Source organism: Pseudomonas sp. H1_D04 (genome assembly GCF_054683855.1).
In genome coordinates, this window is record NZ_CP162826.1 from 237,491 (window position 1) to 260,018 (window position 22,528).

The window sequence follows — 22,528 nt, forward strand, 5'->3', positions numbered from 1 at the left end:
TGACTCCCTTTCAATCTGCCCAGCCTCGGCAGTTGACCGCCCCAAGTCAAGGCGCGGAGAAGAACCGATTGAAACAGTCTGCAACAAGGACTGCGCCGGGCTCATCATTCAGGTGCAAATGATGGCCACCTGGCAGCGTGGTTACCGCAAAGGGCAGCTGGGAAAGCAAGTCAGGATGTTTCGCCAACATACCGTCGGCGGCAACCACCAACTGCGTAGGGCAACCCACTCGCCGCACGAAGGCCATTGCCTGCTCATCGGTCAGACGCATCGGCGAAGCCAGGGTGAGACGACTGTCCGTACGCCAGGTGTAACCACCCGGAACCGGCATCAAACCGCGCTGGGCCAGTAGCTCTGCGGCTTCACGGCTGACGGCGACCAAGCCTTTCATGCGCGCTTCGACCGCTAGATCCAGGGTGCTGTAGACCGGTTTGCGCTTGCCCTGCAGGTTCAATTGCGCCTGCAATGCCATGCCCAAACGTTCCGCAGCGTTCTCACCACTGGCGGTGGGTGGGATCACGCCGTCGATCAAACCCAAGTGCGTTACCCGCTCCGGCAACGCGCCGGCCAGTACCAGGGAAACGATGGCTCCGAGGGAGTGGCCAAGTAATGCAAAACGTTTCCAACCCAGTTGCTCGGCGACTTGCAGTACATCGTGGACGTAATCCCACAAGGCATATCCGGCACCCGTAGGACGATGCGCGGAATGCCCATGGCCCGCCATGTCCAGGGCCACGATACGCAACCCTGAAAGCTTGGGCGCCAGACGCGCAAAGCTGTTGGCATTGTCCAGCCAGCCATGTAGGGCAATCACTGGCAAGCCATCCTCGGGGCCAAATAGATGGGCCGCCAATTCGATATGAGGCAGGCTCAGGCGCACTTCTTCGACCGGCGTGCTCATGCGCAACTGCGCTCACGGGCTTCCCAGCGAGTGAACAGGGTTTTGATCAAGGTCGCGGTGTCCTGAGGGCGTTCGAGTGGGAACATATGGCCACCGGGCATGGTGAGCATTTCACCCATGGGCAGACGGTCGACCCCGCTGGCGTGGTGACGCATCACTACCCGGCTCTGGCGGCCACGCACCACTGCCAGCGGCACCTTCAGTTGGCGCACCTGGCCGGGGCTGGTGTGGGGTACGCCACGGTAGATGCTGATTTCGGTGGCTGGGTCGAAGCGCAGGCGCAGGCGATCACCCGCCTGGTAAAGCCCGTGTTGCAAGTACGCGTCGAAACATTCCGGGTCGAAGCCACGGAACAGGGTCTTGCCAGCGAAGTAACTACGCGCGGCGTCGATGTCGCTGAACTCTTCACGACGGCCCAGCGTGCGGCCGGCCGGGGTCAGGCGATCGATAAAGCCGAAACGCTTGGCGGCGCGGATCACCCAGCGGTCCGCGCGGGTCAGCACTGGCGAATCGAGCATCACCACGCCGCGATAGAACTGTGGGCAACGCATGGCGGCGTGCAAATGCAACACACCGCCCAGAGAGTGGCCCACACCCCATACCGGCTCCGGCTGCTGCTCCAGATGGTGGATCAACTCGTCCACCAGATTCTGCCAGTTATCGTCCACCGGGAACCTGGGGTCGTGACCGTGCTGCGGCAGGTGAGCCACTGCGTACTCCGGCGCCAAGGCGGCAAACAGCTTGCCGTAGGTGGCCGAAGGGAAGCCATTGGCGTGAGTAAAAAACACATGCTGCGACATACCGGACCCATCTACAAAAACAGAAATTGATTGTCACCATGCCTGGGCAGTACAGCAATGACTGTAACTGCCAGGAATGATGACACTCACGCCACGCCTATCGTGCCGGCGGGTTCTCGCCCAGCGGAACCACGGCCATGGTCAGACGTGAAACGCAGCTGGCCTTGCCATCTTCCGTGGTCAGGCGGATATCCCACACCTGGGTGGTGCGCCCGATATGGATCGCCCTGGCCACCGCAGTCACTCGCCCACTGCGCACGCCACGCAGGTGATTGGCGTTGACCTCCAGGCCCACGCAATAGAACTTGCTGGCGTCGACGCACAGGTAAGCCGCCATAGAGCCAACGCTTTCGGCCAGCACCACCGAAGCGCCGCCGTGCAGCAGGCCGTAAGGTTGATGGGTGCGGTGATCAACCACCATGCTGGCGGTCAGGGATTCGTCGTCGAAGCTTTCAAAGCGAATATCCAGCAGTTCACCGATGGTGTTTTTCTGGATGGCGTTGAGTTGTTCGATATTCGGTTGGGTACGCCACAGGCTCATGCGGTTGTCCTTGTTGGTTTTATGATGACCCTAATCCTGCCACACAACCGCCTCGGAACGCTCGCTCCAGTCCTGAAACTGTGGACCGTAAGTCGATTCGATCACGTTGCGCTTGATCTTCAAGGTCGGGGTCAGAAAGCCGTTCTCCACTACCCAGTTGTCCTTGACCACCACCAAACGGCGCAAACGCTCATGTTTATCCAGCGTCTGGTTGACCTGCTCCAGCCAGCGTTCGAGGCTGGCGCCAAGCGCTTGCCGGTCCTGGTCCTGCGCTGACAGCACACACAAACCGATTGGCGCGCCAAGGCCATCGCCCACCACGCAGACTTGTTCGATGCGCGCGTGCTCCGCCAGACGGTTCTCAATCGGCGCCGGAGCCACGTATTTGCCCTTGCTGGTCTTGAAGATCTCCTTGAGGCGTCCGGTCAAGCGCAGGCGACCCTCAGCGTCCTGCTCACCTTTATCGCCCGTGCGCAGGAAGCCGTCCCCAGTAAGGGTTTCAGCGGTTTTTCCAGGATCCTTGAAATAGCCGAGCATGGTCGCGCCGCTGCGCACCTGCACCTCACCCGACGCATCGATGCGCACTTCCACACCGGGGCACGGCAGGCCGATCCAGCCGATTGTCTGCTGGCCGGGACGACACACATGGGAATAGCCGCAGCTCTCGGTCATGCCATACACCTCCAGCACATCCAGGCCCAGGCGTTGATACCATCGCAGCAACGCCTCGGGAACCGGCGCGGCACCGGACAACGCAATTCGCAGTGCATCCAATCCGAGGCCGGCGAGCACCTTGCGGCCTACGCGCTTGCCGATAAACGGCAGCCGCAGCAGGGTGTCCAGGCGTTTTTCAGGGATTTTGCTGTAAACACCCAGCTGGAATTTGGTCCAGATACGCGGCACACCAAACAGCGCTGTAGGCCTCGCCCTGCGCAAATCCGTCAGAAAGGTATCCAGGCTCTCGGCGAAAAATACCGTTTGCCCGGTGTAGATTGAGGCCATCTCTACAAACATCCGCTCAGCCACATGGCACAGCGGCAGGTACGACAGCAGCCGGTCGCCCTCCCCCAGGCCAAACAACTCAGTACCGTGTGTGGCGGCAAACCCCAGGGTGCCGAAGCTGTGCATCACGCCCTTGGGCAAGCCCGTGGTGCCAGACGTGTAGATGACAGTAGCCAGTTCAGAGGCAACGGGTGTGGGGCTGTCCTGGATCGGTGAGCAGGTTTGCAGGTCTGCCCACGTGAAGTCGAACTCGCCGGGTGGGCACAGCGGCAGGCTGATGGTCGCAACACCGTCCGGAACGCCGGGGGCCATGGTAGGCCAATCATCGAGCTTGCCGACAAACACCAGCGCCGCCTCGGAATGAGTGAGTACGTGACCAACGGAATCGGCGGTGAGATTGGGGTAAAGAGGGACCGAAACATGCCCCGCCATCCAGATTGCCAGATCAGCGATGATCCAGTGGGCGCAGTTTTTCGAGATCAGGGCAATGTGCGAGCCCTGAGGAAGCTCCCTGGCGCGCAGCCAGTGCGCAGCGCGACGAGCCTGTTGGCCAACGTCGCCCCAGGTGAGGGTCTGCACCTCGCCCCCGCCAACGGGTTGAACCAGATAAGCCTGGCGCGGGTGTCGCGCTTCACGTTCGAAGAAGAGCTGCAACGGCATACGAACAGCGACGGGCATGGGACGCGCTCCTTTGTGGTCCGACCATAGCCAACCAAGCACTTGCTTGGTTGACTGTATAGCACACACAAAGCAGCGGTATTGCCTACGGGTTCTTCACACTTACCAGACTCATCAGCCCGGCCAGCGGGAAGTCACCCTCCAATTCCGCCAGGCTGGCGGTGTACATCGGCTCTGGCTGGCGCTGATGGCCGTGCTGCAAAAAGCTGATCAAGCTGCCGACCAAGGGCTGATGACTGACCAGCAGCACATTGTCATCCGTGTCGAGCTTTTCCAGCACCTGCAGTGGGTTGCCCTCCGGTGTCAGCCAAGACACGGTGCGGACTTCTGGCTCGAACCCCAACACGTCGCGTACCAATTGCGCGGTTTGCTGCGCCCGCACATAGGGGCTGGCAATAATGGCGCTGAGCGGTTGGCCAATCAGATGCGCGGCACTGCGCAACACTTCGCCACGGCCATGCTCAGTAAGGTTACGTTCGGCGTCGGTGCGGGCATGCCCTTCTGCCTCGCCGTGGCGCAAAATCCACAGTTTCACAGTTTCGGCTCTTCATCGCGCACAGGGTGCGGCGCCGGCGGTACGCTGTGAGCGGCTTCGCCCTCGGGCGCGCGCGGGGTTGGCCAGTCGGCGAACGGCCAAGGCTTCTGCTCGCTATGGAAGCTGCCGAAACGGCCGATCTGCGCCAGGAACTGGCTGAGGCTGTCGCCAAAATTCATCAGGCCCAGGTTCGGCGCGCCGTAGATCAGTCGATAGATCAGTTGCACCACGACCAACGCGCCGAGAATGAATTGCGCCACTTGCCACACCAGGGCAAACACCAGCATCCACAGGATGCGCAGGACAATGGATTCGTACTTGGGGGCTGCTTTCGGATCGTTCATGACGCGTTCCTCAGTTGAAACCACTGGTGGAAATAAAGTCGACATCGGTTTTCGGCTCGGCGCGCATCAGCAACTCGATAACCTGGTTCAAAGTGCGCCCTTCAAACAGGATCGCGTGCAACCCCGCGACCAGCGGCATGTACACGCCCACTTCCTGGGCCTTGGCTTTCAGTACCTTGAGAGTGTTGACGCCTTCGGCCACTTCCCCCAGACGCGTCACCGCGTCTTCGAGGCTCAGCCCCTGGCCTAGGGCGAAACCCACCTGGTAGTTGCGACTTTTCGGCGACGAACACGTAACGATCAGGTCGCCGACGCCTGCAAGGCCGAGGAATGTCATCGGGTTGGCGCCTTGGTTCACCGCAAAGCGCGTCATTTCCGCCAGTGCGCGGGTGATCAGCATGCTCTTGGTGTTTTCGCCCATGCCCAGCGCCACTGCCATACCGGCGATGATGGCGTAGACGTTCTTGAGCGCACCGCCCAACTCGACGCCGAAACGATCACTACTGGCATACACGCGGAAAGTACGGCCATGCAGCACCGCCTGGACACGTTCGCACAGGGCTTCGTCTTCGCTGGCGACCACAGTGGCGGTCAGCGCGTGCTCGGCGACTTCCCGCGCGAGATTCGGCCCGGACAACACGCCAATACGCGCCTGGGGCGCGATTTCTTCAAGGATTTCGCTCATCAACTTGAAGGTTTGCGCCTCGATGCCCTTGGTCAGGCTGACCAGCATCTTGCCTGCCAGACGTTCGGCATGGGGCGCCAACACCGAGCGCAAGGCGCTGGAGGGCAGCGCGACAAAGCACAGATCGCAGTCCGTCAGGGTAGCCAACAGATCGGTGACCGGCTGGACCGCCGGATGAATCTTGATGCCTTTGAGGTAACGAGGGTTTTCCCGATGCACGCGGATGGCCTCGGCCTGCTCGGGATCGCGCATCCACTGACGCACCGCGTGACCGTTCTCGGCCAGCAGGTTAGCCACGGCGGTACCAAAACTCCCGCCTCCCAGGACCGCAATAGGGCGCTGCTCAGTCATATGCAATCCGTTAATCCATACCAGTGGCGATGGCGGCATTATACGGAGCGACCCGCTTGCGGCCAGCCCCCGTTTCAATTCGTGCGTCTGTGGGAAAATGCCCTACTCGTGTGACGTAATTGCAAAGGCACTGACTGGCAAATACCCCAGCCTCAGTTAACATGGGCGGCTATCCGTCATTATCAAGGCCGTGTCGTGTATTTGGGCCCTTCTTCCCATTCGTCTCTACTGCTATTGCTGTTGTGCAGTACATCAGTGCTGGCTGACGATCTGTTCCTCGACAGCCAGCCGCTGCCGCAGGTATTGACCGCCACACGCCTCAAGCAATCGGCCGCCGCCGTACCCGGCAGCATGACCGTGATCGATAGCGAGCTGATCAAAGCCAGCGGCGCACGGGACATCAGCGAACTGCTGCGCCTGGTGCCGGGAATGATGGTCGGCTACACCACCGGCAATCAGGCTGCAGTGAACTACCACGGCACCAGTGCCAACGATGCGCGGCGCATGCAGGTGTTGATCGACGGGCGTTCGGTATACCGCGCCGGCCTCGCCACGGTGGACTGGAGCGATATTCCTGTGGCCATGGAGGATATCGAGCGTATCGAAGTCTTCCGGGGCCCGAACACCGTCAGCTACGGCGCCAATGCGTTGATGGCGGTGGTCAATATCCTTACGCGGTCACCGGCTAACAGCCACGGCTCACGGGTAAAGGTGATTCGGGGCGAACGTGGGATCAACGACTTCTATGCCAGCCAGGGCGTGGGCTGGGAAACCGGTGATTTGCGCCTGTCCCTGTCCGGGCAGCAGGACGATGGCTTCGACAGCGATGCCGCCGGTGCTGATCGCCGCGACAGTCGCCGCCTCAACCGCTTCAGCCTGGCAATGAGCCAGACGTTGAACGCGCAGCAGAGCATCGACTGGCAACTGGATGCCAAGGAAGGCACCAATCAGCGTCCGTATACCTACACCCCAGTATTTGCCGGGATTACCGAAGGCGGTAACAACTCCGACGTCGCGGCCAAGGACTACGCCGGCTCCCTGCGCTGGAACATCGACTTAAATCCCGAGCACAGCCTGTATATCCAAGGCTCGGCCCAGCAATGGAATCGCCGGCAAATTTGGAAGGCCTGCGACGCCAAAGTCTCGTTCAGCCCCGAGCTGACCCAGTTGTGGCAATTGAACCCAAATTACGCCGAACTGCTGGCCCGGCACATGGACACCTACAGCCAAGGCACCGCACCGCCGGGCAGTGCCGCCGAGCAAGCCCTGGCCAATCAGGTGCTGGACCAATGGCGTAACGGCGCGAACCAGAGTGTGTGCGGTGACATCGACCAGAGCACTCGCGAAAGCCGTTACGACCTGGAGATTCAAGACACCCTCAGCCTGTCCGACAGCCTGCGCCTGGTCAGCGGCATGAACTACCGCTACGACCGCGCCGATTCCGACACCTACTTCAACGGCACCCTGGACGACACCACTTGGCGCCTGTTCGGCCAGTTGGAATGGCGCGCCAGCGAGCATTGGCTGCTCCAAGGCGGCGCCATGTTCGAAGACACACAACTGAGTGGCCACTCACTCACGCCAAGAGTGGCGGTCAACTATTTGATCAACCCGCGCCACGGCCTGCGCGCGGTGTATTCCGAAGCCATCCGTTCACCGGACATGTTCGAGAACAACGTCAACTGGAGCTATCGCGTCACCAACCTCAGCTCCCCGGCCTACGGGCAGAACTCCGGGCAGTACTTCGTGAAGACCCGGGGCCCGGGCAATTTGGACAAGGAACTGATGCGCTCGCGGGAACTGGGATACAACGGGTTCTTTGCCGATCTCGGGCTGACCATGGACGTGAAACTGTTCTATGACGAAATCACCGACATGATCAGCTCGCCCCTGCGCAACAACCAGTACATCGCCAGCAACGCCAACAGTTCGCGGTTTACCGGGGCCGAGTCGCAATTCGATTGGCGGGTGAGCAGCGCCGATCGCCTGCGGCTGACCTATGCTTACGTCGACGCCGCCACCAGCAACCCTCTGGACAAAGCCCAGACGGCGCGCAACAGTGGCTCCGCCGGCTGGTTGCGCGAATGGGGCCGCGGCTGGTCCAGCGCGCTGTTCTACTATGGCGATGACGCACTCAACCAATATCGCTTCGAACGGGTCGACCTGCGGGTGGCCAAGCGCATTGCCCTGGGCAACGCCAACGTGGAGCTGGCCGGCATGCTGCAAGAACGCCTCGATAACCAGCCCACCACTTGGGCCGACAACACTTACGACCATCGCCACGTCCTATACTTCAGCGCGGAGCTAGAGTTCTGACATGGGCGACTCGTCACGGATGACCCGCTTCTTTATCTATAAGTGCTGCCGACGCGCCGTGCTGCTGGCCTGCCTGTTGCTGGCCGCACCGGCGTGGAGCGCCGAAATCCTGCTGACCGCAGACGAAGACGGTGCAGGCGTGCAAGCCTTTGCCCGGGCCCTGGCCCAGCAACGCCCCGAAGACCACGTTACTTTCACCCCTCTCAAGGACTTGCCCGCGCCCAGCCGCTTGCCCTCCAGTACGCGCTTGATCCTGCTGGACCTGCCTGGCCTGGACTGGCGTCTGCAGGACCTACAAGGCCCGCCGACCCTGGTGATGCGCATCAGTCGGCTACAAGCCCACCAACGTCCGGAGGCCTCGCGGCACGCGCGGATCAGCCTGTTGTGGAGCGACCCACCGCTGGAACGCCAACTGCGCCTGATCACCAGCATCCTGCCCCAGGCGCAGCGCATCGGTGTGCTCTACAGCACCGAGAGCGAATTCCTGCTGCCCGAGCTACGCCGCTATGCAGAGGCGCTGGAGCTGGCCATCGAACCTCAGCGCTGGGACAACACAAACGACAGCCGCCCACTGCAAAACCTGTTCAGGAGCAGCCACGTACTGCTGGGCCTCGACGACCCGCAACTGTACAACCCAAAGACCGTGAAAAACCTGCTGTTGAGCAGCTACGCCCAGCAATTACCGCTGGTGGGCCCGAATGCCGGGTTTGTGCGCGCCGGCAGCCTGGCCAGCACCTACAGCGACCAGGCCGACTGGCTGGCGGTACTCGACCGCTTGCTGGACCAGCCGCCGGCCAGTTGGCCACGATCACTGTATCCAGAACATTTCAAAGTCTTGGGCAACCCGCAAGTCGCGCGCTCACTGGGCATTGAACAGGTGGACGAAGCCAGAGTCGCCGCCCGATTGGCAGAAGGAGAAAAACGCCCATGACCTTGCGTCGTCGTTGGGACATCAACACACGCACCCAGCTCATCACCCTGGGTCCGGCACTGTTGCTGACGTTGCTGCTGATCAGCTTTTTCACTTTCGTGCGTATCCAGGACCTGCGCCAGGAACTGGACCACACGGGCCAACTGATCGCCAACCAGCTCGCGCCCGCCACCGAATACGGCGTGATCTCAGGCAACAACGATGTGCTTGATAGCCTGCTGCGCGCGACATTGGCCACGCCCCATGTGCGCTTCCTGGAGATTCAGGACAGCAACGAAAACATTCTGGTGTACGTCGAGCAGCCGTCGGAGAAACACGACCGCTCGCTGTCGGTGAAAGTCTTCCAGGCGCCGATCCGCCTGCAACATATCCAGCTGGGCAACGACTTTTTCGAGGACAACCTCAACGAATCCAAGGCGCCGCGCGCGGATTACCTGGGACGGGTGATTGTCGGCATGTCCAATGACGCCTTCAGCCAGCGCCAACAGGAGATTCTGTTCAAGGCGGGCATCCTGGCGTTGTTCGCCCTGCTGTTTACCTTCTTGCTCGCCAGGCGCCTGGCCGCCAGCCTGTCGCAACCGATCAGCGCCATGGGTAATGCCGTCAAGGCGATCCAGCAAGGCGACTACAAGACGCCACTGCCGATTGTGGATGATTCAGAGCTGGGCGACCTTTCGAGGCACATCAACAATTTGGCCGAAGGCCTCAACCAGGCCAGTCGTGAACAGCAGCAGGCCATGGCGCAACTGATCCAGACCCGCGAAGAAGCCGAGCGTGCCAACAATGCGAAGTCAGACTTCCTGGCGATGATGAGCCACGAACTGCGCACGCCGATGAACGGCGTACTGGGCATGCTGCAACTGCTGGAAACCACCGAGATGACCGAGGAGCAGACTGAATACGCGGCGCTGGCCTCCGAGTCCACCGAGCATCTGCTCAAAGTGATCAACGATATCCTCGACTTCTCGCGCATCGAACGCGAGGCCCTGGAGCTGGAACATATTTCGTTCAACCTGGCCGACCTGATCAACAGTTGCGCCCAGGCCTTCCAGCACAGCGCGCAGCAGCGTGGGCTGGTGCTCAAGCTGCCGATCCCGCCGGGCATGGATGCACTCCGAGTGCGGGGGGATCCGACGCGGATCCGCCAGATTCTGGTGAACCTGATCGGCAATGCCTTGAAGTTCACCGAGCACGGCAGCGTCAGCGTCGAACCCCATTGGCAAACCCTCGACCATGAGCTTGTGTGGTTCACCTGCACCGTGCGTGACAGTGGCATCGGAATTTCCACGGAACGCCTGGAATTGATGTTCGATGCGTTCCAGCAGGCCGACAGTTCCATTTCAAGACGTTACGGCGGCACCGGGCTGGGACTTCCCATCGCCCGCACCCTGGCCGAGCGCATGGGCGGCACCCTCCGCGCTCAGAGCGAAGAAGGCCGTGGCTCGGTGTTTACCCTGGAAATTCCACTGGCGCTGGATCAACAAAGCCTGCCCGCGGTGGCCCAGAATGCTGAGGGCAAACACAGTGCTGGTGATGGCCGCCATGTGTTGCTGGTGGAGGACAATCCGGTCAACCGCACCGTGGTGGAAGCGATGCTGCGCAGCCTGGGGTTCGAAGTGAGCCTGGCCACTGACGGTGCCGAAGCGATCCGCAGTGCCGAGAGCCTAATTTTCACGGCGATCCTGATGGATTGCCGACTGCCGCTGATTGATGGCTACGAAGCCACCCGGCAGATTCGCCAGTTGCCAGGGTGTGCCGACCTGCCAATCATCGCTCTCACCGCCAACGCCTTGCAGGGCGACCGCGAAGCCTGCCTGGCGGCGGGCATGAACGATTACCTGGCCAAGCCGTTCAAACGTACGGATTTACAGCAAATCCTGCAGCGTTGGGTGCAATAGCGGTGCGCCATCAACCAAGTCCGACTGGCGTGAAAGACGAAAGTGCGGCAGTCTTAGGCACCCGAACGGGCCCCTCAAACGGGCCCGGTTTAAAATTTCAGTGAACAAGTGTACATTCAGTGCCTAACGCTGTGACTTTCACTACAACGCAATAGTCTATGTGTAGGCTGCCGACATGAGGCATGAACGCTTCATTCGGTTCGGGAAGATTTGCCCTACCCTGCCGCATGGGATTATTGAGGAGCTCGCATGACCAAACAAAACGCCTTTACTCGGGAAGACCTGCTGCGCTGCAGTCGCGGTGAGCTGTTCGGCCCAGGTAACGCGCAACTGCCCGCCCCGAACATGCTGATGGTGGATCGCATCACCCATATCAGTGAAGAGGGTGGCAAGTACGGCAAAGGTGAATTGGTCGCCGAGCTGGATATCACCCCGGACCTGTGGTTCTTCGCCTGCCATTTCGAAGGCGACCCTGTGATGCCAGGTTGCCTGGGCCTCGACGCCATGTGGCAACTGGTCGGCTTCTTCCTCGGCTGGCAGGGTTTGCCAGGCCGCGGCCGCGCCCTGGGTTCGGGCGAAGTGAAGTTCTTTGGCCAGGTCCTGCCGACCGCCAAGAAAGTCACCTACAACATTCAGATCAAGCGCGTCCTCAAGGGCAAGCTGAACCTGGCCATCGCCGATGGTTCGGTGAGCGTCGACGGTCGCGAGATCTATACTGCCGAAGGCCTTCGGGTCGGCGTATTCACTTCCACTGACAACTTTTAAGGGTTATCCGCATGCGCCGCGTCGTTATCACTGGTCTGGGCATCGTTTCTTGCCTGGGCAATGACAAAGAGACCGTCACCGCTAACCTGCGTGCAAGTCGCCCTGGCATCCGCTTCAACCCGGAATATGCCGAAATGGGTCTGCGTAGCCAGGTTTCCGGCTCCATCGACCTGCCCCTCGAAGAACTGATCGATCGCAAGATCTATCGCTTCGTTGGCCACGCTGCCGCCTACGCCTATCTGGCCATGAAAGATGCCATCGCCGACTCCGGCCTGAGCGAAGACCAGGTATCGAACGTACGCACCGGCCTGATCGCCGGTTCGGGCGGCGCATCCACCCTGAACCAGATGGAAGCGCTGGACATCCTGCGCGAGAAAGGCGTGAAGCGCGTTGGCCCGTACCGTGTAACGCGGACCATGGGCAGCACCGTTTCGGCCTGCCTGGCCACACCGTTCGCCATCAAGGGCGTGAACTACTCGATCTCCTCCGCCTGCGCCACCAGTGCTCACTGCATCGGTACTGCGGTAGAGCAGATCCAGCTGGGCAAGCAGGACATCGTGTTCGCCGGCGGCGGTGAAGAAGAACATTGGAGCCAGTCGTTCCTGTTCGACGCCATGGGCGCGCTGTCCACCCAGTACAACGAAACCCCGGAAAAGGCCTCCCGCGCCTACGACGCCAAGCGTGACGGCTTCGTCATCGCCGGCGGTGGCGGCATGGTGGTGGTCGAGGAGCTGGAACACGCTCTGGCCCGTGGTGCCAAGATCTACGCGGAAATCGTTGGCTACGGCGCGACGTCCGACGGCTACGACATGGTTGCCCCGAGCGGTGAAGGCGCTATCCGTTGCATGCAGATGGCCATGTCCACTGTAGATACCCCAATCGACTACCTGAACACCCACGGCACCTCGACTCCGGTCGGCGACGCCAAGGAAATGGAAGGTGTACGTGCGGTATTCGGCGACAAGGCTCCGGCCATCAGCTCCACCAAGAGCCTGTCGGGTCACTCCCTGGGCGCCGCTGGCGTTCACGAAGCGATCTACTGCCTGCTGATGATGGAAGGCAACTTCATGGCCGGTTCGGCCAACATCGACGAGATCGACCCGGTCGTCGCCGATATGCCGATCCTGACCAAGACCGTTGAAAACGCCAAGATCGACACAGTGATGAGCAACAGCTTCGGCTTCGGTGGCACTAACGCCACCTTGGTACTGAAGCGCTGGCAGGGTAAGTAAGACCTGTAGCTTGATCCACTGAAAAAGCCCCGACTGGTTCGGGGCTTTTTTATGGAAGACTGGAGTTGACCGGGTATACATCCGTTACCTGAACAACGGACATACACCCAACCTGCGCACTACACCGAAAACCGCGCCACCATCGAATTCAAATCCACCGCCAACCGCGACAACTCCTGACTCGCCGCACTGGTCTGATTAGCTCCGGCGGACGTCTGATGCGCCAGGTCGCGGATATTCATCAAGTTGCGATCCACCTCCCTCGCCACCGCCGCCTGCTGTTCAGACGCACTGGCAATCACCAGGTTGCGCTCATTGATCAGCGTGAACGCCGATGCAATTGCCTCCAGCGCCGTCCCCGCCGACTTGGCGATGTCCAAGGTGGAACGCGCCCGGGTGTTGCTCTGCTGCATTGAACTGACGGCTTGCTCCGTACCTTGCTGAATCCCACCGATCATCTGCTCGATTTCCTGCGTCGACTGCTGAGTGCGATGAGCCAACGCGCGCACCTCGTCGGCGACCACCGCAAAGCCGCGCCCCGCATCACCTGCCCGCGCAGCCTCAATGGCAGCATTCAGCGCCAACAGATTGGTCTGCTCGGCAATCGAACGAATCACATCCAGCACCTTGCTAATGCCATAGACCTTCTGAGCCAAGTCCTCGACCTGGGTCGCATTGGCGGTCACATCCGAGGCCAGTGCCTCAATCGACACTACCGTTTGATGCACCTGCTCACGCCCTTGCTGGGCGATACGGTCAGACTCGCGAGATGCCTGTGACGTGGCCACAGCATTGCTCGCCACCTCCTCCACCGCGGCCGTCATCTGGTTGACCGCCGTTGCGGCCTGTTCGATTTCCTGGCTTTGCTGGTGCAAACCACGGGTGGCATCCTCGGTAACGCAGCTGAGCTCCTCGGACGCCGACGCAAGTTGGCTCGAAGACTCCGAGATACGCCGGATGGTGTCACGCAAGGTGTCCTGCATACCCTTGAGCGCCCGCTGCAAACGCGCGGGTTCATCCTTGCCACTGAGGATGATTTCCCCAGTCAGATCGCCGCTGGCAACGTTCTGGGCAACTTTGAGCGACTGAGCCAGTGGCAACACGATACTGCGGGTCAGCCAGACCGCCAGGCCGATGGTGACCAGCGCGGCCAGGGCAACCATGGCGATCACCCAAGTTCGCGACTGGCTGAATACATGCTGTGCCTGCTTTGCCGCTTCGTTGGCACTGGCCTTGTTTAGATTAACCAGGGATCGCAAGGTCAGTGCCATTTCGTCAGCCAGCTGATTCATCTCACCGTTGACCACCTGAATCGCTTCCTCCAGCCGGTTAGCCTTGGACAGCGCCACCACCTGCTCCTGGCGCTGCAGGTAGCGCTGTTCCTCGACCTTGAGTCGATCAAACAACACACGCTCCTCGGGCAATACGATCAACGCTTCGTACAGCCCTTCGGCGTTATGCAGCGCGGCTTTGATCTCGGTGATTTTCTGCTCGTTCTGCGCCACGGCCTGGGGATCGCGGGTGACCAGCAAGCGCAAGGTCAGCGCGCGAATGCGCAACACGTCCTGGCTCATCTCCCCCACTGCCATCACGCTGGGCAGCCAGTTGTTTTCCACCTGATCCGACTGCTGGCGCATGTTGGCCATCTGCAGCAGCGCAAAGCCGCCCAGAGCAAACACCATCACCGCCAGCACGCCAAAGCCCAAACCGGCGCGCGGGGCAATATTCAAACTACGGATATTCATTGCCTGGATCCTTCCAAAAGCGCTGCATTCACCTGCAGCCGGTCTCCTGGAAGTTATCGGCGCTCTACTGTATTTGCGTAAGACGAAAACGCGATATCAACGTGCGCCACCATCGCGAGGTGGTTTAGGCAGAATGGCCAGGAAGTTATCCCGTGCAACCTTGTGGGCGACGTCTTCGGGCAATGCATCGAGGAAGGGATCAAAGCGGCGCATTTCCTTACCCAGCTTATTGAAACGCCCTACGACGTCCGAGCCCAGCATAAAACGCTCCGGGAAGCGCTCCACCAGCTTTACCCACTCCGGCCGAGGCTGACCCGCATCGTCCAGCAAATACGGCGTGAGCATGCTCCAGGACAGGTCGATATACAGATGGGGATAAGCCTCCAGCATCCGGCTTAACGTGGGCAGCAGGAAGTCCATCTGGACCTGATGACGGTGAATTTCCTTGCTGGTACCGGCATGGGCCCAGATAAAACGGGTGTGCGGGTGGTTGCGCAACGGCTCTTCGATCTCAGCCAAATACAGCGGGTTACGCTCGCGCTTGGAGGTGATGTTCGAGTGCAGCATTACCGGCAGGTCGTTTTCGGCGGCCAGGTGGTATATCCGCGTCATTGCCTCGTTATTGGCACGCGGGGTATCGCCTGAGGTAAGCGCGGTGAGGTCATCGTGACGGGTGAACACCTCTCCAATGCCCTGCCAGAGCCCTGGATTAAGGTCGAGCATGCGTTGGATATGGGCATCAGAGTTCTTGTCGTTGGGATTGAAGCCGCTTAGAAACGGATGAAAACGCTGGCGCTGTTCTGGGGTGAGCTTGTTCACGGCCGCAGCGACGATGACGTCAGTGGCGCTGTACCAATAGGCATCGGCGTCATCACCGGCGTAGTAGCGCGGGCGTTTGGGCTCGTCTTCGTGCCATTTCTTCGCAACGGGAATGCCGGAAATCATCACATGCTCGATGTGATTCTCGGCCATGGCCTTGAGCAATTTATCCATGCCGGCAGTTTCCTGGAAAAAATCCACGTAATGCAGGTGGGCGTCGCTGTAGGCATAGTCACGCGCCTGCACAGCGAGACTACCGGCGGCGAGCAATAGGGCAAGACTCAGGCGGATCCAGGGCACGGTACAACCTCAATGGGGGCCAATACGGGTAGACCTTGTGCCCTGTGCCGAGGTTCATCGTGGAAAAACGCGGAACACTGAAGTGCCAGCATGCTCTATAACTGCATGACCTTCATCCTGCCACCCTGTGAGGTTTGCCATGCCTGTTACCGTGAACACATTGAACGCTGAAAACTTCCGCCACAGCGTCAACATCAGCAACCACGAGCTGTTTACCGACCTGCCCAAGAGCCTGGGTGGCGACGACTCGGCGCCCTCCCCCCACGATTACTTCGATGCCGCACTGGCGTCGTGCAAGGCCTTGACCGTCAGGCTCTATGCCCAGAAGAAAGATATCCCGCTGACCGGCGTGACCGTGGAAGTCACCCACGACGCCGCCGAAGAGCCAAAAGGCAAATACACACTCAACGTCAAATTGACCCTCAAGGGCGTACTCACAGACGCGCAGCGCGATGAACTGCATCGCGTGGCGGACAAGTGCCCGGTGCACAAGCTGATGACCACTGCCGAAATCAATATCGAGACCCAGCTGTCCGAAGGCGCATTCAGCCAATAGCGGCAACCTCTCGTCGAGCGGGTTATGCTCAATTACACCTAACCCGCTCAGACTGGGACGCACCATGCCCCCCTCACCGTGATCCGCCCTCGCCCCGAAGACGTCGAAGGCCAGCCGATCCTGCGCCCCTTGCCCTCACGGGAATGCCGTAGCGTCGGGCCCTTTGTGTTCTTTGATCACATGTTGCCCACCCAGTACCCAGCGGGCAGCGGCATGAATATCCGTCAGCATCCGCATATCGGCCTATCCACTCTCACCTATCTGTTCGACGGTGCGCTGCAGCATAAGGACAGCTTGGGTTCTGACCAGGAGGTGCAAGCGGGTGATGTCAGCTGGATGACTGCCGGCAGCGCGATTGCCCATGTGGAGCGCACACCCGAAGCACTCAAGGCCAGTGGCTTCAGCCTGCATGGGTTGCAAGTGTGGCTTGCGTCACCCAAGGATCATGAAACCGGGCCCGGCCATTACAGCCACCACCCGGCGGCGAGCCTGCCGATCAGCGACAACTTGGGCGTGCAGATTCGCATGATCGCCGGCAATGGGTTTTGCCTGAAATCGCCAGTGCCAGTGCTGTCGCCCACGCTGTATGCCGAGGTGCGGATGCAGACGGCCACTACCCTGCTGATCCCTGACGAGCATGAGCAACGGGCGGTGTACGTGCTGGAGGGTGAAGCACATTTGGAGGGCGAGGCGCTTGAGGTGCAGAGTCTGGTGGTCTTGCCGGCAGGACAGGAGATGACGCTGTGCGCCGGGAGCGATTGCCACCTGGTGGTGTTTGGCGGTGCACCGCTGGATGGGCCACGGCGGATCAATTGGAATTTTGTCGCGAGCGATCCGTTGAAGATCGAGCAGGCCAGGCAGCGCTGGGCCGCTGGGGATTGGCCGACGGTGCCGGGTGAAACTGAAAGAATTGAGTTGCCTCTGAGATAGCTAACGGGGGCAAGTCGAATCTTCGCACCGCCCCTCCCACACTTGATCGGATTCACACGGTCAACATGTGGGAGGGACTTGCCCTCGATGAGGCCGGAACAAGCGCTTAAGCGTTAGCCCTTGAACACTTCATCCAACAAGTTATGCATCGACTGGAAGGCCCGTGCTGCGGTCTTCGCGTCGTACATCATCTTGCCCGGCACATTGGCCTCCGGGTCAGTGAAGGAATGCACCGCACCGCCGTAGCTCAGCAATTGCCAGTCCACGCCGGCCGCGTTCATTTCATCTTCGAACGCCGGCAGTTGCTCTTTTGGCACCAACGGGTCGGAAGCACCGTGCAGCACCAGCACCGAGCCCTTGATGTTCTTCGCGTCCGCCGGATTCGGCGTGTCGAGGGTGCCGTGGAAGGACACCGCAGCCTTCAACGGCGCGCCGGTACGTGCCAGCTCCAGGGAGCAGCAACCGCCAAAGCAGAAACCAAAGGTCGCCAGCTTCGAGGTATCCACTGCGGCTTCGGTCTGACCTTGCAACTGCTCAAAGGCCGCCTGCATGCGCTTGTTCAGCAACGGGCGATCATTTTTCAACGGCATCATCGCGGCACCGGCTTCGTCGCCATTCGACGGGCGCACACTTTGCCCGTACAAGTCGGCAATCAGCACCACATAACCTTTGCCGGCAACGGCCTTGGCGATTTCTTCGGCACCCGCACTCACACCCATCCAGTTCGGCGCCATCAACAAGCCCGGCAACGGACCCTGGTGGCTGGCATCGAATGCCAGGCGGCTCTCATAAGGCTGGCCATCAATCTGATAGACCACGGAACGCACAGTGACTTGGCTCATCATTTACTCCAGTTGAGGTGCAGTAGAACGAAAAAACCCGCCGAAGCGGGTTTTTCTACAACGGGGTCAAACCGACAGTTCAACCAACAGCTTGTTCAGGCGGCGCACATACGCGGCCGGATCCTTGAGGCTGTCGCCAGCGGCCAGGGCCGCCTGATCGAAGAGGATGTGCGACAGGTCGCCAAACCGCTCTTCGCTCTGCTCGCCGTCGAGTTTCTCGATCAGCGGGTGAGCCGGGTTGAACTCGAAGATCGGCTTGGAGTCCGGAACCTTCTGGCCGCTGGCTTCGAGAATCTGGCGCATCTGCATGCCCAGGTCCTGCTCGCCGATGGCCAGGATCGCCGGGGAGTCGGTCAGGCGGTGGGAAACCCGCACTTCACTGACCGCATCGCCGAGGGCCGTCTTGATCCGCTCAACCAGGCCTTCTTTGGCCTTGGCGACTTCTTCGGCTTCCTTCTTCTCTTCTTCGGAGTCAAGGTTACCCAAGTCCAGGTCACCACGGGCAACGTCGACAAAGGTCTTTCCGTCGAATTCGCTGAGGTAGCTCATCAGCCACTCATCGATACGGTCGGTCAGCAGCAGCACTTCGATGCCTTTCTTACGGAAGACTTCCAGGTGCGGGCTGTTCTTGACCTGAGCGTAGGTTTCGCCGGTCAGGTAGTAGATCTTGTCCTGACCTTCCTTGGCGCGTGCCAGGTACTCGGCCAGGGACACCACCTGCTCGCCATCTTCGCCCTGAGTCGAGGCAAAACGCAGCAGGCCGGCGATTTTTTCCTTGTTGGCGAAATCTTCCGCCGGGCCTTCTTTCATGACCTGACCGAAGTTTTTCCAGAAGCCTTTGTATTGCTCAGGCTCGTTCTTCGCCAGTTTTTCCAGCATGTCGAGGACGCGCTTGGTCAACGCCGACTTCATGGAGTCGATGATCGGGTCTTTCTGCAGGATTTCCCGCGACACGTTCAGCGACAGGTCATTGGAGTCGACCACGCCTTTGATGAAGCGCAGGTAAAGCGGCAGGAACGATTCCGCCTGGTCCATCACGAACACGCGCTGCACGTAGAGCTTCAGGCCTTTCGGCGCTTCACGCTGGTACAGGTCGAACGGAGCACGGGCCGGTACGTAGAGCAGCGAGCTGTATTCCAGCTTGCCTTCGACCTTATTGTGGCTCCAGCTCAGTGGGTTTTCGTAGTCGTGGGCGATGTGCTTGTAGAACTCCTGGTATTCCTCGTCCTTCACCTCAGTGCGAGGACGGGTCCACAGGGCGCTAGCGCGGTTGACCACTTCCCATTCCTGGGCAGGCGCTTCTTCGCCTTCGGCGGCAGCCTGCTCTTTCGGCAACTCGATTGGCAGAGCGATGTGGTCGGAGTATTTCTTGATGATATTGCGCAGGCGGTAGCCGTCAGCGAACTCATCTTCAGCGGATTTCAGGTGCAGCACGATGCGGGTGCCACGGTCGGCTTTATCGATGGTGGCGATTTCAAACTCGCCCTCACCTTTGGAGGACCAATGCACGCCTTGGCTGGCGTCAAGGCCGGCGCGGCGGCTGAACACTTCAACCTTGTCGGCAACGATGAAGGCCGAGTAGAAGCCCACACCGAATTGGCCGATCAGGTGCGAATCTTTCTTCTGGTCACCGGACAGGTTCTTCATGAAATCAGCGGTGCCGGATTTGGCGATGGTACCCAGGTGGGTGATCGCATCGTCACGGCTCATGCCGATACCGTTGTCTTCGAGGGTGACGGTCTTGGCGTCTTTATCGAAGCTCACACGGATTTTCAGTTCGGCGCCACCTTCCAGCAACTCAGGCTTGGACAGGGCTTCGAAACGTAATTTGTCGACAGCGTCAGAGGCGTTCGAGATCAATTCGCGAAGGAAAATTTCCTTGTTGGAATACAGCGAATGGATCATGAGGTGCAGCAGTTGCTTCACCTCGGTCTGGAAGCCCAGGGTTTCCTTTTGAGTTTCCACACTCATGGTCATCAAACTCCAATTGGATGGCAGTGGCCGTACCCTTGAGGGTTGGCGGCGGGTTGTCATCAAAGTTGGGGGCTAAGGCCAGGATTTCAAGGGCGAGTCGTTTCCTCAATTTTGAAATGCGCACGGGCGGTGGCAATAGGTTCTGCCGGGGTGCTCTGCCAGGCGGTAATTGCCACGTTCGCGACCCGTCGGCCCTGGCGCCAGACCTGGCATTTGGCATAAGTGTCGCGGAACTGGCCTGCACGCAGGTAATCCAGGGAGAAATCGATGATTTTCGGCAAGCCCGGCGCACCGGTAAATACCAGCAGGTGCAACGCTGCCGACAGCTCCATAAAGCCGGCAATCACCCCGCCGTGCAGCGCCGGCAATATGGGGTTACCAATGTTGTCTTTGTTGGCGGGCAGGCGAAACAGCAATTCATCGCCCAGGCGTGTGCATTCGATGCCGATCAGCTTGGCGTAAGGAATCAACGCCAGCAGCGCCTCATAGTTGCCGAGTTCGTGGGCCTGTTCCAGGCGCGTCTTGAATCGATGCGTCATGCCTGTTCTCCCTTGATTGTGCTGCTCAGTCCTTGGGCTCCCTTGAGCCGCTTGCCCATGCGCATGAACGTGCCCACCACATGGGCAATGGGCTGCTGCGGGTCATCCTGATAGGCAACGCCACGGGTAAAGATCACGTCAGTCGTCACCCGGTAACATTGGGCGAAGCCATAAACTGGCTTGTGGGGCTCGGCGGTGTGCATGTAGTCGACGCGCAGGTCGAGGGTCGGGCACACCTCGAACTCTGGCAATACACACAAGGTGGCCATGCCACAGGCGGTGTCCATCAGCGAAGTCAGCGCACCGCCATGGATCACCCCGGTGCGAGGGTCGCCGACGATGGAGGGGCCGTAGGGCAGGACCAAGGTCATACCTTCCAGGTTGGCGGCATGCACGGTAATCCCCAGCACCTGGCAATGGCGCAGGGCCGAAACAAAGCGCGTCGCACGCTCTAACAGTGGGTTTTCGGTCATTCGGTCTAGACTCTTATTAGCGTTAATCCGCGGAGTAGGCAGTGCGGTTGAAAGTTCCTTGGGGTGCGCTGTTTATATATCTGCGCAATAAAAGGAACTAATGCTGAACCCTCAGGCTCGAAAGGCCAGTAGATATCTTCAATAAGGAGAAACACCCAATGCGCAAGACTTTAGCTATTTCCATGATGCTCGCCGCTGCCCTCGGTCTCGCTGCCTGCGACAAAAAATCCGAAGACAAAGCCCAAGACGCTGCCGCGCACTCTGAGCAAGCTCAGAAAGATATGGCGAAGGCTCAGGATAAAGTGAACGACGCTGCGAAAGAAAACGCCGATGCTGCCAAAGCTCAGGCTGAATCGAACGAAGCCGCCGCAAAAGAAGCAGCACCTGCTACTCCAGCCACCGGTTCTTGAGACCGCGGTTTGAAATAGCTTCGCTGCGATAAAGAAAGCCCGCTCAAATAGCGGGCTTTTCTTTGCCTGTGGTTTTTAATTTGAAGCGTTAACTCGCTGAAGTGGACTAAGCCGACTCTTTGATCGCCTCAGGCACTGGCGTATCAGTCTGCGTATACACCATCACTTGCAGCACGTCGGAATGAAACTCTCGACGGTAAAGCACGACTACCACTCCCGCGCTCATCAACATGAATAACCATGGGCTGACAAACCACGCCAACATGGTCATGCCGAAGTAATAAGCGCGCAGACCAAAGTTAAACTGGTTGGCGGCCATGGATATTACCCTTGCCGCCCGCAAGGCAAACGCCTTGCGCTCTTGCTCGGACACATGCCGCTCACCAATCATCGGCGCAGACCCCACCAACACCGCCGCAAAGTTGTACTGGCGCATACACCAGCTGAACGTGAAGAAGGCGTAGACGAACACCAATGCCAGGCACAACAACTTGATCTCCGACATGCCCTGGGACGCCTGCTGCACCATAGGAATGTCCGCTAGCAAGGACACGGCCCGCTCAGAGGCGCCAAGCACGGTGAGAATACCAGCGAGGATAATCAGGGTACTGGAGGCAAAGAACGAAGCATTGCGCTCCAGGTTGCCGATCACGCTGGCGTCGGCAATGCGGTTGTCGCGCAGCAGCATGCGACGCATCCAGTCTTCACGATACAAATGCAACACACTGGCCAGGCACGCAGTGTCCCGGGCTTTCCAGGTCGCATAACGGGTGTAGCCGCCCCAACACAGAACGAACCAGAGGGCGGCAAGCAGGTGGATTTGATTGGTTTCGACGAACGACATGCGGGTCCTATATCAAAAAATGGTTTTGCAAACGCGGTCAACATGGCGCAGAGGGTTTGCTCCCGATTGCTTGCTGACAGCCACTGCACCTGTTGAATGGCACAGTGCCGTCTGAGG

General features: G+C 59.8%; 22 protein-coding genes. 8 read left to right on the forward strand and 14 right to left on the reverse strand.

The window, feature by feature from the left end:
* Positions 1–46: 46 nt before the first annotated feature.
* From AB4N82_RS01150 to AB4N82_RS01180, 7 genes are all read right to left on the reverse strand, one after another.
* Positions 47–901 carry an alpha/beta hydrolase gene (locus AB4N82_RS01150; protein ID WP_032889206.1) on the reverse strand — a complete coding sequence of 285 codons (855 nt, stop codon included), beginning with the start codon at positions 899–901 and terminating at the stop codon, positions 47–49.
* Positions 898–1,701, reverse strand: coding sequence for an alpha/beta fold hydrolase (locus AB4N82_RS01155; protein WP_122680086.1), 804 nt, complete (start codon positions 1,699–1,701; stop codon positions 898–900). The genes AB4N82_RS01150 and AB4N82_RS01155 overlap by 4 nt, the downstream gene beginning before the upstream one ends.
* Positions 1,702–1,798: 97 nt before the next feature.
* A complete protein-coding gene (locus AB4N82_RS01160; protein WP_032889200.1) occupies positions 1,799–2,242 on the reverse strand; it encodes a hotdog fold thioesterase in 444 nt (147 codons plus the stop codon).
* A 30-nt stretch (positions 2,243–2,272) separates the two neighbouring features.
* Positions 2,273–3,922, reverse strand: coding sequence for an AMP-binding protein (locus AB4N82_RS01165; RefSeq protein ID WP_122765354.1), 1,650 nt, complete (start codon positions 3,920–3,922; stop codon positions 2,273–2,275).
* Positions 3,923–4,007: 85 nt separating this feature from the next.
* Positions 4,008–4,457 (reverse strand): phosphohistidine phosphatase SixA, encoded by a 450-nt coding sequence (gene sixA / locus AB4N82_RS01170; RefSeq protein WP_122765353.1) that lies wholly within the window; start codon positions 4,455–4,457, stop codon positions 4,008–4,010.
* Complete coding sequence (locus tag AB4N82_RS01175; RefSeq protein ID WP_029292722.1) at positions 4,454–4,801, reverse strand: DUF4389 domain-containing protein; 348 nt, start codon at positions 4,799–4,801, stop codon at positions 4,454–4,456. The genes sixA and AB4N82_RS01175 overlap by 4 nt, the downstream gene beginning before the upstream one ends.
* 10 nt (positions 4,802–4,811) lie before the next feature.
* A complete protein-coding gene (locus AB4N82_RS01180; RefSeq protein ID WP_122752722.1) occupies positions 4,812–5,837 on the reverse strand; it encodes an NAD(P)H-dependent glycerol-3-phosphate dehydrogenase in 1,026 nt (341 codons plus the stop codon).
* 195 nt (positions 5,838–6,032) lie between these two features.
* Between AB4N82_RS01180 and AB4N82_RS01185 the strand changes: the two genes are divergently transcribed.
* The 5 genes from AB4N82_RS01185 to fabB all read left to right on the forward strand — a co-directional run bounded on the left by AB4N82_RS01185 (position 6,033) and on the right by fabB (position 12,979).
* Entirely contained in the window at positions 6,033–8,153 is a 2,121-nt protein-coding gene (locus AB4N82_RS01185; protein ID WP_095184264.1) for a TonB-dependent receptor plug domain-containing protein, read from the forward strand.
* A gap of 1 nt (position 8,154) precedes the next feature.
* Complete coding sequence (locus AB4N82_RS01190) at positions 8,155–9,084, forward strand: ABC transporter substrate-binding protein (protein WP_122755819.1); 930 nt, start codon at positions 8,155–8,157, stop codon at positions 9,082–9,084.
* Positions 9,081–10,982, forward strand: coding sequence for an ATP-binding protein (locus AB4N82_RS01195; protein ID WP_122765352.1), 1,902 nt, complete (start codon positions 9,081–9,083; stop codon positions 10,980–10,982). Before AB4N82_RS01190 ends, AB4N82_RS01195 begins: the two co-directional genes overlap by 4 nt.
* A 249-nt stretch (positions 10,983–11,231) precedes the next feature.
* A complete protein-coding gene (fabA, locus tag AB4N82_RS01200; protein ID WP_010211704.1) occupies positions 11,232–11,747 on the forward strand; it encodes a 3-hydroxyacyl-[acyl-carrier-protein] dehydratase FabA in 516 nt (171 codons plus the stop codon).
* An 11-nt stretch (positions 11,748–11,758) separates the two neighbouring features.
* Complete coding sequence (gene fabB / locus AB4N82_RS01205) at positions 11,759–12,979, forward strand: beta-ketoacyl-ACP synthase I (protein WP_012723103.1); 1,221 nt, start codon at positions 11,759–11,761, stop codon at positions 12,977–12,979.
* 119 nt (positions 12,980–13,098) lie between these two features.
* On the opposite strand, the gene AB4N82_RS01210 is transcribed toward fabB, so the two are convergent.
* Positions 13,099–14,724 (reverse strand): methyl-accepting chemotaxis protein, encoded by a 1,626-nt coding sequence (locus AB4N82_RS01210; RefSeq protein WP_099601489.1) that lies wholly within the window; start codon positions 14,722–14,724, stop codon positions 13,099–13,101.
* Positions 14,725–14,820: 96 nt separating this feature from the next.
* On the reverse strand, positions 14,821–15,843 hold the full coding sequence (locus AB4N82_RS01215) for an amidohydrolase family protein (protein WP_122765351.1): 1,023 nt from the start codon (positions 15,841–15,843) through the stop codon (positions 14,821–14,823).
* 139 nt (positions 15,844–15,982) lie between these two features.
* Here AB4N82_RS01215 and AB4N82_RS01220 point away from each other — a divergent pair, with 139 nt between their 5' ends.
* The gene (locus tag AB4N82_RS01220; protein WP_122765350.1) at positions 15,983–16,399 is read left to right on the forward strand and encodes an OsmC family protein; all 417 of its coding nucleotides are present in this window, start codon (positions 15,983–15,985) and stop codon (positions 16,397–16,399) included.
* A gap of 78 nt (positions 16,400–16,477) precedes the next feature.
* Positions 16,478–17,329 carry a pirin family protein gene (locus AB4N82_RS01225; protein ID WP_460104202.1) on the forward strand — a complete coding sequence of 284 codons (852 nt, stop codon included), beginning with the start codon at positions 16,478–16,480 and terminating at the stop codon, positions 17,327–17,329.
* Positions 17,330–17,442: 113 nt separating this feature from the next.
* Here the strand turns inward: AB4N82_RS01225 and AB4N82_RS01230 are convergent, their stop codons facing one another.
* The 4 genes from AB4N82_RS01230 to AB4N82_RS01245 form a co-directional block, all read right to left on the reverse strand.
* Positions 17,443–18,171 carry a dienelactone hydrolase family protein gene (locus tag AB4N82_RS01230; protein ID WP_122680094.1) on the reverse strand — a complete coding sequence of 243 codons (729 nt, stop codon included), beginning with the start codon at positions 18,169–18,171 and terminating at the stop codon, positions 17,443–17,445.
* Between the two features lie 66 nt (positions 18,172–18,237).
* The gene (gene htpG, locus AB4N82_RS01235; protein WP_032889307.1) at positions 18,238–20,142 is read right to left on the reverse strand and encodes a molecular chaperone HtpG; all 1,905 of its coding nucleotides are present in this window, start codon (positions 20,140–20,142) and stop codon (positions 18,238–18,240) included.
* Between the two features lie 89 nt (positions 20,143–20,231).
* Entirely contained in the window at positions 20,232–20,684 is a 453-nt protein-coding gene (locus tag AB4N82_RS01240; RefSeq protein WP_122680095.1) for a PaaI family thioesterase, read from the reverse strand.
* Entirely contained in the window at positions 20,681–21,157 is a 477-nt protein-coding gene (locus AB4N82_RS01245; protein WP_099601485.1) for a PaaI family thioesterase, read from the reverse strand. The genes AB4N82_RS01240 and AB4N82_RS01245 overlap by 4 nt, the downstream gene beginning before the upstream one ends.
* Before the next feature lie 158 nt (positions 21,158–21,315).
* On the opposite strand from AB4N82_RS01245, the gene AB4N82_RS01250 reads away from it, so the two are divergent.
* Positions 21,316–21,567, forward strand: coding sequence for a hypothetical protein (locus AB4N82_RS01250; RefSeq protein WP_010211724.1), 252 nt, complete (start codon positions 21,316–21,318; stop codon positions 21,565–21,567).
* Positions 21,568–21,673: 106 nt separating this feature from the next.
* Here the strand turns inward: AB4N82_RS01250 and AB4N82_RS01255 are convergent, their stop codons facing one another.
* A complete protein-coding gene (locus AB4N82_RS01255; RefSeq protein ID WP_032889167.1) occupies positions 21,674–22,411 on the reverse strand; it encodes a DUF599 domain-containing protein in 738 nt (245 codons plus the stop codon).
* Positions 22,412–22,528 lie beyond the last annotated feature (117 nt).